At 36.9% G+C, this 12,467-nt stretch carries 10 protein-coding genes and 1 pseudogene; 2 read left to right on the top strand and 9 right to left on the bottom strand.

What is annotated here, in order from left to right; translation table 11 throughout:
* The first annotated feature begins 329 nt into the window (after positions 1-329).
* On the top strand, positions 330-1,112 hold the full coding sequence (locus ACYSNU_RS05695; protein ID WP_461736231.1) for an epoxyqueuosine reductase QueH: 783 nt from the start codon (positions 330-332) through the stop codon (positions 1,110-1,112).
* 16 nt (positions 1,113-1,128) lie between these two features.
* On the opposite strand, the gene ACYSNU_RS05690 is transcribed toward ACYSNU_RS05695, so the two are convergent.
* Positions 1,129-3,129: a beta-galactosidase gene (locus tag ACYSNU_RS05690; protein ID WP_461736230.1), complete on the bottom strand. Its 2,001-nt coding sequence runs from the start codon at positions 3,127-3,129 to the stop codon at positions 1,129-1,131.
* Between the two features lie 107 nt (positions 3,130-3,236).
* Between ACYSNU_RS05690 and ACYSNU_RS05685 the strand changes: the two genes are divergently transcribed.
* A complete protein-coding gene (locus ACYSNU_RS05685) occupies positions 3,237-4,046 on the top strand; it encodes an AraC family transcriptional regulator (protein WP_461736229.1) in 810 nt (269 codons plus the stop codon).
* A 6-nt stretch (positions 4,047-4,052) separates the two neighbouring features.
* On the opposite strand, the pseudogene ACYSNU_RS05680 reads toward ACYSNU_RS05685, so the two are convergent.
* The 8 genes and pseudogenes from ACYSNU_RS05680 to ACYSNU_RS05645 form a co-directional block, all read right to left on the bottom strand.
* Positions 4,053-4,754 (bottom strand): annotated as a pseudogene (locus tag ACYSNU_RS05680) (Gfo/Idh/MocA family protein); the annotation flags it as partial.
* A 12-nt stretch (positions 4,755-4,766) separates the two neighbouring features.
* The gene (locus ACYSNU_RS05675; RefSeq protein WP_461736228.1) at positions 4,767-5,189 is read right to left on the bottom strand and encodes a Gfo/Idh/MocA family protein; all 423 of its coding nucleotides are present in this window, start codon (positions 5,187-5,189) and stop codon (positions 4,767-4,769) included.
* An 86-nt stretch (positions 5,190-5,275) separates the two neighbouring features.
* Entirely contained in the window at positions 5,276-7,195 is a 1,920-nt protein-coding gene (locus ACYSNU_RS05670; RefSeq protein ID WP_461736227.1) for a right-handed parallel beta-helix repeat-containing protein, read from the bottom strand.
* A gap of 63 nt (positions 7,196-7,258) precedes the next feature.
* Entirely contained in the window at positions 7,259-7,669 is a 411-nt protein-coding gene (locus ACYSNU_RS05665; protein WP_461736226.1) for a VOC family protein, read from the bottom strand.
* Positions 7,670-7,712: 43 nt separating this feature from the next.
* Positions 7,713-8,546 (bottom strand): carbohydrate ABC transporter permease, encoded by an 834-nt coding sequence (locus ACYSNU_RS05660; protein WP_461736225.1) that lies wholly within the window; start codon positions 8,544-8,546, stop codon positions 7,713-7,715.
* Complete coding sequence (locus tag ACYSNU_RS05655; protein ID WP_461736224.1) at positions 8,546-9,496, bottom strand: carbohydrate ABC transporter permease; 951 nt, start codon at positions 9,494-9,496, stop codon at positions 8,546-8,548. The genes ACYSNU_RS05660 and ACYSNU_RS05655 overlap by 1 nt, the downstream gene beginning before the upstream one ends.
* Before the next feature lie 21 nt (positions 9,497-9,517).
* On the bottom strand, positions 9,518-10,831 hold the full coding sequence (locus tag ACYSNU_RS05650) for an ABC transporter substrate-binding protein (RefSeq protein WP_461736223.1): 1,314 nt from the start codon (positions 10,829-10,831) through the stop codon (positions 9,518-9,520).
* Positions 10,832-10,847: 16 nt separating this feature from the next.
* On the bottom strand, positions 10,848-12,452 hold the full coding sequence (locus ACYSNU_RS05645; RefSeq protein ID WP_461736222.1) for a glycoside hydrolase family 43 protein: 1,605 nt from the start codon (positions 12,450-12,452) through the stop codon (positions 10,848-10,850).
* Positions 12,453-12,467: the final 15 nt, after the last annotated feature.

The following is a 12,467-nucleotide window of genomic DNA, read 5'->3' as shown; positions in this document are numbered from 1 at the left end:
CCTTGATTTCTTAATTTTTAGCTACACAAATAAACGCTCCGCAAAAAAATGCGCACCGCTGCCTGCTACTCGATTAAAAAATAAGGAACTTCAAAAACATACAACGACGTCTCGGCGTCAGGGTCCATTAGACTATCACCTCCAAATAAAAATTAATTTCAGCTTAGCAAAAATAACGGCAGTTGTCAAAGGGCTTACATTTTCTTAGCATTTTTATAATCATTGCAAGTTGAAAAAAATTCTTAACAACTCTTTTCCTAAAAGAAAATCTTCGTTATAATATGGACAATTAGTTGCGGAGACTTTCCGCTGAAAAAGAGGTCAAAACCATGTTAGATGCTACAACTGTCCTAGAAAAAATGGCCATGCAAAAGGTCAATTACGATAAAGTATTACGCAAAGTTATCAACGACTGGCAAAAAAATGAAGAGCGCCCTAAAATTCTGATGCACTCCTGCTGTGCCCCTTGCAGCACCTATACTTTAGAATTTTTATGTGAATATGCTGATGTGACTATCTTCTTTGCTAATTCGAATATCCATCCCGAAAGTGAATACCAGCGGCGGGTTTTAGTTCAAAAAAAATTCATCGATGATTTCAACGCCAACACTAATCATGCTGTACAGCTGATCGTCGATGAGTATAAACCCAATGAATTCGTTAAAATGGTGACCGCCGCCAAATTAGATAAAGAACCAGAAGGCGGCGAACGCTGCACCGCTTGCTTTAATATGCGTTTAGATTTAGCCGCCGAAAAAGCCGCCGAATTAGGCTTTGATTACTTCGGTTCAGCTCTGACAATTTCGCCGAAAAAAAACAGTGCTTTAATCAATCAAATCGGCATGGACATCCAAAAAATTTATAACACAAACTATCTACCCAGCGATTTCAAAAAAAACAGCGGCTACCAACGCTCAATTGAAATGTGCAAAGAATACGATGTCTACCGCCAATGCTATTGCGGCTGTATTTTCGCCGCCAAACAACAAGGCGCCGATATCAAAGCAGTCAACCAAGAAGCCAAAGCTTACGTTGCTGACCATCAGGCAGAATTGGCAGAGCTGTTGCCGGAGAGAAGGGTGAAAAATCAAGAAACGACCATTTCAAAATGAAATGGTCGCTTTTTTCTTATTTTACCGCAATCAACTTCACCCCAAAAGGTTCTAACTCGACATCGCCACTACAAGCTAGACCAGTCAGTAAATCATTACCGTTGAAAGGCAGTGTGGCTGTAACGGTTTCATTGCAATGATTCAAAACAAATTTCAAAACTTGATTGTCTTTAATTCTTGTTTTGACTTCAATGCCCGCTGGTAAAATTAATTCGGGAATATCTAAGTCAGCTAGAATCAAGTCAAACAATTCTGTCATGCCCGCCTCTGATAACATGGTGCCGACATAATAGGCTGCACCTTTGCCAAATTGATTGCAGGTGACTGCAGGCGTATCTTGATAGAATTCACCCTTACCATAATTAGCAAGCGTTTGAGCCCCTTGCGGATGGATAATATCACAAAGCATGCGACAATCCTGTTGCCTTCCATCTTCAAAGACGACTTGATAATGCGTTTCCGGTGGTAGCGCATCAAATTCCTCCACCCAGATTCCTAATAGTTCCTTCAATGGTCCCGGATAGCCGCCTAAATGAACATTATCTGATTGATTGACAATCCCGCTCATCATGGTGGTCACAAAAGTGCCGCCAGCTGCAACATATTTTTCAATCTTTTTAGCGCTTGCTTCTTCAATCATATATAAACAAGGCGCCAGCAATAAATCATATTTTTCGTAATCGCCATCAATCGGTACCAAATCAACATCGATGTTACGACGATACAATTCTTGATAATAATGATGAATTTGTTCGACATATTTTAATTCAATTGTCGGACCGCTAGTATATTCTAGTGCCCAATAGTTTGACCAATCAAAAATAAGTCCTACTTTGGCTGGTGTAGTTGCCGTTAAGAAGCTGTCACCAAGTTGAGCCAGTTCACCGCCTAATTCAGCAACTTCTCTAAAGACTCTTGTATGTTCATTGCCGACGTGGTCAATCACAGCACCATGGAATTTTTCGCAGGCACCTTTTGAGCGACGCAATTGGAAATATTGAATCGTGTCTGCACCGTGGGCGATGGCTTGATAGCTCATATTTTTCATTTGTCCTGGACGTTTTAAAGAATTATAAGGCTGCCAGTTTTGCTGACTTGGCGTTTGCTCCATCAGCATAAAGGGCTGACCATTTTTCAAGCCCCGCATCAAGTCATGGCACATCGCTGTATAGCTTGCTGGCGTATTATAACTCGGGTAACTGTCCCAAGAAACAAGATCCATTTCTTTGGCCCATTTAAAATAATCTAAACCTTTATACGTGCCCATTAAATTTGTAGTGATTGGCGTAGTTGCATCGAATTTGCGAATTTGATTTTTTTCATCGACAAAATTTTGCAGCATTGAGTCTGACATAAAGCGGCGATAATCAATCGAAATTCCGGCAAAGGCTGTTTTTTCAGTACCAATCGCATCGCCTAATTCATTTGGTGCAACAATTTCCTCCCAGCTATAAATTTTATGACTCCAAAAAGTCATGTTCCAAGCGTCATTTAATTTTTCTAACGTTTGATATTTTTTCTTCAACCACACGCGAAAAGCTTTTTCACAATTTTCGCAATAGCATTCTCCGCCGTACTCATTGGAAATATGCCAGCAGGCTACCTCAGACAAAGCACCATAGCGCTCTGCCAATTTCCCTGCCAAAAGTGGACTGTATTTTCTAAAGGTCGGACTATTGGGACAAGCATTGTGGCGATGGCCAAATTTATGCTGGCGCCCTTCAAAATCAACCCGATTTACATCAGGGTAACGACGACTCATCCAAGCCGGCAAGGCCGCCGTCGAAGTCGCCAATACAATCTGATAATTATGTTTTTTAAGCATCTCCATAATGTCGTCCAATTGTGAAAAATCATATTCCTCTTCACTAGGCTGCAACTGGGCCCAAGAAAAAACATTGACAGTCGCCGAATTAATCGAAGCTAAGTCAAACATGCGCATATCTTCTGTCCATACTTCCTTAGGCCATTGCTCCGGATTGTAATCGCCGCCAAACAAAACTTTTTTAAATGTCATAGTAAACCTCCAACTATTTTTTCTCATTTTAACACGCTTACATGGTAGAATAGTAGTAAATAAAAACGAGAAAATATCATAAAACGAAACAATTGGAGGCGATGATTTTGCGCTATAGTTTTAATCAAAAGGATCGCAGCTTACCACTCTTTGTCGACAGCTTTGGCACTAACTGGCAGCAGGAACAGATTCAGCGGCCTAAAGGATACCCTTATGTTCATTGGCTTTTCTCTGAAAAAGGTAGTGGCACTGTTTTGATTGACAATCAAAAAATTAATTTACCAGTTGGTACCAGTATTTTAATCAATCAAACGATTCCCCACGACTACTATCCAAATGACGCTTGGGAAACAGCCTATTTTACTTTTGGCGGCGCTTTGATTTCTGAAATTATGACCTTGCTTGGCTTTGGTAACTATTTAGTAATCTCTGAAAATGCGATTGATGTTGAAAATTTTGTCAATCAATTAACGGCAGAAATTGAAAAAGATACTTTAACGACACCGTTAAAAGTATCCGGAATGATTTATTCTTTTTTAATGCTGATTAAAGAGTCCACCTTAGCTGAATCAAGCCATTATTCAAAATATCATGATTTGATTCAGCCTGTGGTCACTTATATCAAAAAACACTACGCGGAAGAAATCCGCAATGAAGAGCTAGCCCAGTTAATTGGCTATAGTCCTCAATACTTAAATCGGCTTTTTAAAGATGTCTATCAGACTTCCCCAAATCAATATCTACTAGAGTATCGGATGCAAAAGGCCAAAGAATTATTGGCCAATGAGCCGTTACTAACCATTCAAGAAATCAGTGCTGCCACTGGCTTTAGTAATGCCAGTCACTTTATTGCACTTTTTAAAAGAAGCGAACAGGTAACGCCGAAGAATTTCCGGCGGTATTATATACCACGGTAGTTTTGCTTAGGAAATTAAAGCACTCTCTGGATTATTTCCATAATAATCATCTAAATACCCTTCTGGCAATGGTCTGGGAATTTCAAAGGACGAGTTGATGATCACAAATTGTTTTGTCTTAGATGACTGAACAATGCCATTTAAAACTTCTATCGCATGGACTTGCATATTGGAACTAGCTCTATTGGGACGCCCTTTTTTAATTGACCAAGCCATTTCTGCAACACCCAAACCACGACTATTTTCGGAAAAACCAAAATTTGAAGGGATTCCTACTAGCTTCTCAGCTCCTTTTTTTTGTAATAAAATTTCACCGCCAAAACTATTGGGGTCTGCAAGTTGTAAAATCCCCTCTGTTCCATAAAAAATTAGCTGAGGTTGTTCTGGCCAAATTGATTCACTGTTAAAATGAATACTTGCATACACATTGTTTTTAAATTTCAATGTACCAATCATCAAAGTTTCATTTTCTATCTTTAGCTCCTTGCCAAAAGAGGGAAGCAATGGATTCTTAACTTTTCTTTCAGGTCTCAATGTATCCACTATACCAGTGACATAATCCACTGGCCCTAATATACTTAACATAGCAGTCAAATAGTAAATACCAACATCAAACCCTATTCCCCCGCCTTCATGAGAAAAGAAAGAAGTTGGCGTATACCATGGAGATAAATCACGGTTTACCGAAGCGTGACAAGAGACAATTTTTCCAACTACACCTTAATCTAGTAAGTGCTTGCTATTTTGAAGAGCTGAACCTAAAAAAGTATCCGGAGCACTCCCTAAATAAATCTGTTTCATTTCTGCTAACTCTACTAATTCTTGAGCTTCATTCACATGTAAGGTCATAATTTTTTCAGTGTAAACATGTTTATTAGCATTTAACATCTCCTTTATTATGGAATAATGTTTGATAGGTGGCGTCAAATTTACCACTATTTCAATAGATTCATCTTTAATGATTTCTTCTATCGCCAGTACTTTGAGATTAAACTTTTCAGCCTTCGCTTGCGCTAATTCATTTTTTGTATCACAACAAGCTACTACATCTAAAATAGAAAACTTTGATATCATATTTTCTATGTAAATATCGCTAATTGCACCACAACCAACTACTGCTACTTTCATACTATGTTGGTTCATTACTTCACTCCTCCATCAAATTATTTTTAAAAGAATACTAAAAGAGTATGGAGACTTCCTATTGAAAACCTCCATACTCCTATTTTTTACCACAATTGAATTCTATTATTCCCGGCCTTTAAACGTTGAATCGGACCAGCAGTGGCAGCAACTTTTTCATTTAACAAATCCTTCTCTACAATCAATTCTGAACCATCAGGATTTTCAAATTCAGCATCGACAATTCTTACATGAGGCAAAGTCCGCGTTGTTTGAACTTCAATAGAGTGAGTTTCGATTTCTTCAGGTAGGTCAATTTCCAAAAATACCTTTTCTCCATCTTTTGAAACTTCCAAACTAGGGTCAAAATCTGGTAAATCAAGTTTATTTTTTTCGACATTGAAGCTACTTGCTTGTTTTAAGTAGACATTATTATTAATGTATACTGGATCTTTGGCTGTCAAAAACCCTTCTAAATCCGTGGGCGCTTTCGATTGGATTTCATCAATATACTCTTTTAACGAAATATGATGACCATCATAATTACTTGTTCCAGAGAAAATTTTCTCATCTAATCCGATGAAAATATTATTGTAAAACCGATCATCACCGCCATAAACAACAGCATAACCTTTTACCTTTGTACTATGTTTTAGGTGGTAAGGAGTTGCCCGATCTCTTACATCGTGTTGCTCAATTTCCCCAGCGAACAAATTATTCACATATGCTCCACCTTGAGACATGTTTCTTAGAGAATTCCTAGATGCCAGAATATTATTGTCTATTAAATAAGGACCGTGACTTACTTCAACAAATAAATCCAAGCCATTGTCAAAATAAGTATTTTGATGGACCCTAGTACCTTGAGTTTGCCAGTCTAACCAAGTTCCGCCAGCACAGTTATAGATTAAATTATGACGAATTTCTACATCAAGAGCAGCATGTAACTTAATTCCGGAAATTTCCCAACCGTAAAACTCTCTTTTTAATGAGATATCATGGATTCGATTGTCATAAATTTTACTGAAGACGCAACCTAGATGTCCAACAATTCCATTCTGTCCACAATCATGAATATGATTGCGCCGAATTGTGTGGCTGCCAACACTTTCTTTGTTCCAACCTTGCCTTTCAGCTGTAAAAACTGATTCCAGCTGATAAGTATACCCTGGTTTATCTAAACGTTTGCTATAATAGTTATCCCCTGATTCAGCAACCTTACCTAGACTAATCCCGCTACATTTTGCGTCATGAATCTCACAATCTTCAATAATCCATCCTTTACTCCATCGAGGGCCGATTAGACCGGGTTGATTTCCTGTTGGAGGAGCCCAGGAAGTCGCTGCCTGGCATAGTTCAAGTCCCTTGACAGTAATATAATCAATACCATCTCGCTCTGGATAAAAACATGCTGGGCGCACATTGATTTCAACGAGTTCCTCATTAGGATTTACATCTTGGAAGTTTGCATAAATAATTGTTGCATCTTCTAAAACTTCTGCAAACCAAGTAAAATTCATACGTTCTGAATACCGTTCTACGCTTTCAACACCAGTAAAGAATTCATTTAATTTTTCTCTTGTAACCGGCTCTTTAACCTCTTCAAAGCTTTTGGCTTCGTACATAGCTAGACCATTCAAATATACTTCTCCAAGATGAGTTGTACGATCTTTAACAGAAATCAACCAGTCCCCCCAGACTAGTTTTTCAAAAGGATTAAAACCATTAAACAGATCATTATTGACCATACTTTTCCAAATGGGTCCCTCAATGTTGTCCCACTGATCAACTTTTTCTGATCCCTTTATTACGACTTTTTCATTTGGTGCACTTTGGTAGATAATTCTGCGAACATTACTGATTCCTGGATTTTGTGGTTTAACCCATTCACGATATTCCCCAGCATGTATAATAACTGTATCCCCAGCAGCAGCCCTCTCTGCTGCTTTTTGAATTGTTAAAAAAGGCTCTTTTTCGGTACCAGAAAAAACATCCTTGCCATTTTTTGAAACATGAAAAATTGTCATTTTCATTCTCCTTTTTTTAAAATGGTTAAATTTCTTTTTATTAAATCAGAAGATTATTTCAGACTAAGGCTGCAATTGATAAGAATCTTCAGTATATTGCATGATTTCTATTTCATTGCCATCCGGATCCTTAAGCCACATCTGCCAAGTAAAATCCGGTCCCAATTTTGGAGCTTCTTTTATATTTACCTCAGTATCTAAAAGACTTGAATACAAACCAAAAATATCTTCCACACTCAACGCAACATGATGAATTCTGTTTAATTTCCACAAGTCAGGTGATTTTCCTACAGCATCAGGATGATAGAACAATTCAATAAATTGCTTATCCCCAAGTTCCAAATACTCAATCCACGGATTTCCATCGTGGTCTTCAATGCTGAACTTATGCGTTAGACCTAAAGTATCACAATAAAAATTTAGAGACTTTTTCATCTCATGTACATTTATCCCTACGTGTGCTAATCCATTCATCCCTTAGACTCCCTTCAAAATATGGAATAAAAAATAAGCACTACTATTCTTTTATTCCACCGGCAGTTACACCACCAACGATATATTTTGATAAGAACAAATAAATCAATAGTAACGGAATAATACTTAATGATATTCCTAGATACATGCTACCGAATTCTGTACGATAAACATCTGTTTTTAGCAATTGAACTAGCATCGGCAAAGTATATTTTTCATTGTCATTGATTAAGATTAACGGCATTAAAAAGTTATTCCATGATGTTACAAAAGAGAAAATCGCCATGGTTGCTAATCCTGGTTTCATCAACGGTAGGATAATTTTATGGAATATTGATATTTCTCCCGCTCCATCTAACCGTGCTGAATCAGCTAAATCAGGATGATAGATAGTTTCTAGATATTGTTTTAAGAAGAAGACTGTTGTCGGCGAAGCTACTGCAGGTAAAATCAATGGAATGTAACTATTTAAAAGACCAAGTTTACTCATAAATTGATAAAATCCAATCATACTTATTTGCTGTGGTATCATTAGTAGGCCTAAAATAATTACAAATGCTACTTTCCGACCTTTAAAACGGTAAGCGATAACACTATACGCCGCCATCGCTGAGAAATATACGGTCAAAATTGTAGAGCAAGCCGAAATCAACAAACTATTTCTAAAACCACCAAAAATATCAAATCCCTTATTCATTAAAACTTCCCAATTATATTGCAAATTACTCCCTGGCAATAGTGATAGTCCCTGTTGAATTTGTTCTGCAGATCTGGTGGAGTTCATAAGTACTACCCAGAAAGGTAGAATACTCAATAAAGTCAAGAGGATTAAGAAAATGTATATTAACATTCTTTTTGCTTTATACGTCTTTTCCATTATTTACCCCTCACTTTGCTATTTTCTCTGAAAAATCTAAACAATAGTGTACTTAACACAATTGACAATAATAATAGAACAACCGATGCTGTAGCAGCTACATTAAAGTTTCTACTCCCCGTGAAAGCTTGTTTATAGATAAACATTGTTATAGTTGTCACGCTATTATCAGGATTTCCGTTTGTTAATAGGAAAGGAATGTCAAACATTTGTAGCCCACCAATTAGTGAAGTTACTAAGGTATATAGTAGAATTGGTTTAAGTAACGGTAAGGTAATCATTCTAAAAATTTGGTTATCTGTTGCTCCATCAACCATTGCAGATTCAAATAAAGAATTATCAATACTCAAAATACCAGAGACTAAAACGATTGTAGTCTGTCCATACCACATCCAAAACTGTATGAAGGAGACAATTAATCTCGTGCCCGAAACGCTTCTAAAAAATTCAAAAGGTTCTTCGAGTACACCCAAATTTGTCAAAATTAGATTCATAGGTCCTGAAGGATAACTAAATAGAGCATAAAAGAGTACCGCAACAGATGCAGCAGTTATTATATTTGGTAAGTAGAAAACTATTTTGAAGAAACCAGTTCCTTTTAGTTTCAATTTCAAATTTGTAAACCATGCAGCTAGTAAAAGGGCTAACCCGATTTGTGGGACAAAGTTTACACCCCACAAAATGAAAGTATTCTTAATTGACTTTATAAAAAGCGCATTATCAAAAATATTTAGGTAGTTTTTAATCCCGACAACATTAGCTTCTGTTGCCCAACCTTGTAAGTCTGTAAAGCTTAGAAAAATTGTATATAGTATTGGATATAGTTGAAAAATTAAGAATGCGATAAAGAAAGGTGCCAAAAATAAATAACCGTATCGATTATAGCGCTCAAACTTTCCTTTTCTCTTCACTTTTTTCTCTCCCTTCTTAAAAAGGGGGGATGAATTCACTCATCCACCCCCAATTTTGGCTTAATCTACCTCAATGTCAGGATAGGCATTGACTACCGCATCTTTAAAGCTTTGAACAGCAGTATCCATATCAACTTCTCCCTTAGAGTATGGAATCAAGCAATTATCATTAAATAATCTTTCAACCGTCTGATCATATTCAGTTAAAATTGTCGCATTAATATTATCTACCATTTCCGAAAACTCATTATAATGATTTTGTCCACCTAGAAATTCCTCACTATATGTGTCCTTAATCTCATTTACAACTGTTTCGCTTGAGACAAAATCTCCTGTGTCTTCTGCCCAAGTTTTCAAGAAATCTTCATTTGTTGTAATATATTCAATTAAGTCTGCTGCCTCATCTTTCATATCAGATGTTTCTGTAGCTCCAACCCAGGTTCCTCCCCAGAACCAAGATGTTGGACCTTGAATCATTCTCCAGTCACCTTCAGTAGTAGAAGAGCCATCAGCAGATGTTGCATTAGGTTTTAGCCAGTAATGCAATCCCCATGTTGGTAAGCTGTAGCCAAAAATGGAATCGCTATTCATTCCTGCAAACCATGATTCTGACTGACCTTCTGTATCTTGAGTTAATTTTTCACTAACAAATTTTTGACTCAAATCCATTAAATCATACAATGAATCATCAATAACGAGTTTACCGTCTTCAACCCATCCGTGTTCACGTTGTCCTAAAAAAGGCTTTGTCAAATCTTGAATACTAGAAACCATATAAACTGAACCATTACTTTTTTCTTTTAATTCAGTAGCTACTTCATAAAATTTATCGTAATCAGATAATGCTTCTTGCATTGCTTCTGGAGAATCAATACCTAATAAGTCATTTGCTAATGAAGCTCGATAATAAAATCCTCCTGGAGCTGCCTGCCAAGCTAAAGCATGTAAAACGCCATCCTGGTCTGTACCAACATCTTTAACATACTGGTAGGTATCTGCGGCAGCCTCATCTGATCCCAATGCACTGAGATCAGCCATCAAACCTGATTCAACGTATTTTTTTACAAATGCTGATTCAAGAGCGATTACATCCGGAGCATCATTAGTTCCTAACACTGGATCAAGTTTAGTTTCAAACTGATCAGATGGAATTTCAACAATTTTAATCTCATAATCAAGGTCTTCGTGCGTTGGTAAATAATAATCGTTAATCATTGTTGATAGCTCGTCTGTAAAGGTCCAAACAACTAATTCGTTCGAACCACTACCACCCCCACTATCAGAAGTATTATTAGATCCTCCACATCCGGCTAATAAAAATAGGCCTGCTGATACTGCACTAAACCCTAATAAATTTTTCTTCCAGTTCTTCATTCGTTTTCTCTCCCTGCTATTTTCTATAATCAAAATAATCAAAATCCGCTGCCAGTCTCGTACCCGAAGTATCAATAGCAAACATTCCAACAAACGCCCCAGTAAAGAATCCTTCTTGTGTTTCCACGACATAATCATCAGACAGATGGATGCTGTCTAGCTTATAATCAATCACTTTCCAATCACTTCCGTCGAAAGAGTAGGCATATTGATAAGAAATATGATCTACAATAGTTTTGAAGTAAACAGATTGAACACCATCTGGTATGAGTATTTCTTTGCCATATAAAGGCATTGTCAGTTTCCCATTATCACTGTCTAACAAATCAATGATCCTACCTTTTTCTTCATTATGAGTGATATGAATACTTGACCAATTTTTAGTATTATAATAGTTAGTCATTCCTGCTAATTGCATGAAATTTACAGGAGTAAAGTCTATTTTTGTTTCAGCCTCAAATTTAAAATCCTGCCATCTTCTAGCAACTAATGATTTATGAAACAAGGAATTAAAAGATTCCCTACCGAATAATCTTAAGAAACCTGGTCTTTCTACTAAACTACCTAGTTCTTCATCAAAAGGGATTCTCAGAGTTTGAAAATCAAGTGGAAGTTTTTCTTTCTCGAATTCAATCCTTGTTGGAACTTCCTCCCATACATGTTCTGGAATATTTGGTTCTTCTACCTCATCTTGCGGAAAGTTTCCGCCAACAATATATGGCCAATCATTTTCCCAATACATCTTTTGAATAGATGTTTCTCGACCTAATGGGCAATAACCACGATTTTCTAATAACGGTGTTCCAGGATGTCTTAATGGTCGGCCCATTAAATGAACGAAATACCATTCATTGGTATGTGTGTGTACAATTGAACCGTGACCAGCTTTTTGCAACTTAATACGAGGATGTGACCAAGAGCTAATTAATGGATTTTGTGGATGAATCTCATATGGTCCATCAATTGATCTTGAACGAGCAATAGTTGACGCATGCTCATATTTTGTTCCGCCTTCAGCTGTTAACAAATAATAATAACCATTTATTTTATATAAATGAGGTGCTTCAGTTAAACGCAAATCAGTTCCTTTAAAAATTATTTTCGCCTCACCAATCAATCTCTGTTCTTCATGGGAATATTCCTGTAAAACAATTCCGTAAAAGCTATGATGCGAAACTCGATAGTCCCATACCATATTTACAAAATATTTACGGCCATCATCATCGTGGAATAAAGAAGGATCAAAACCAGAGCTATTCATATAAATCGGCTCTGACCAATCTCCATCTATCGTGTCACAAGTGATTAAATAGTTATACGCATCTTTCCAATTGTTGCCTTGAACTTCTTTTACATCAGAATAAATTAACCAAAATTTTCCATCAGCATAACTTAAACACGGAGCCCATACACCACCGGAGTCAGGATTCCCAAGCATATCTAGTTGGCTTCTACGATTAACAGGATTACTGATTAATCTCCAATTTTTTAAGTCCTTAGAGTGATAAATCATTACTCCTGGAAACCATTCAAAAGTAGAAGTAGCAATGTAATAGTCTTCACCAACACGACAAATACTTGGATCCGGTTTAAAACCTGTTAAAATTGGATTTGTTATCATAACTTTTCCTTTCTG

This window comes from Enterococcus sp. LJL120, from assembly GCF_054871765.1.
Note: the sequence above shows the minus strand (reverse complement) of the source record. Positions and strands in the feature narration are given on the sequence as shown.

What these genes read in the sequence shown, in the direction of transcription:
- ACYSNU_RS05650 (WP_461736223.1), bottom strand. Translation starts at nt 10,831, where the DNA reads ATGAAGAACTGGAAGAAAAATTTATTAGGGTTTAGTGCAGTATCAGCA.
- ACYSNU_RS05645 (WP_461736222.1), bottom strand. Translation starts at nt 12,452, where the DNA reads ATGATAACAAATCCAATTTTAACAGGTTTTAAACCGGATCCAAGTATT.
- ACYSNU_RS05665 (WP_461736226.1), bottom strand. Translation starts at nt 7,669, where the DNA reads ATGAATGGATTAGCACACGTAGGGATAAATGTACATGAGATGAAAAAG.
- ACYSNU_RS05690 (WP_461736230.1), bottom strand. Translation starts at nt 3,129, where the DNA reads ATGACATTTAAAAAAGTTTTGTTTGGCGGCGATTACAATCCGGAGCAA.
- ACYSNU_RS05670 (WP_461736227.1), bottom strand. Translation starts at nt 7,195, where the DNA reads ATGACAATTTTTCATGTTTCAAAAAATGGCAAGGATGTTTTTTCTGGT.
- ACYSNU_RS05660 (WP_461736225.1), bottom strand. Translation starts at nt 8,546, where the DNA reads ATGGAAAAGACGTATAAAGCAAAAAGAATGTTAATATACATTTTCTTA.
- ACYSNU_RS05695 (WP_461736231.1), top strand. Translation starts at nt 330, where the DNA reads ATGTTAGATGCTACAACTGTCCTAGAAAAAATGGCCATGCAAAAGGTC.
- ACYSNU_RS05675 (WP_461736228.1), bottom strand. Translation starts at nt 5,189, where the DNA reads ATGAACCAACATAGTATGAAAGTAGCAGTAGTTGGTTGTGGTGCAATT.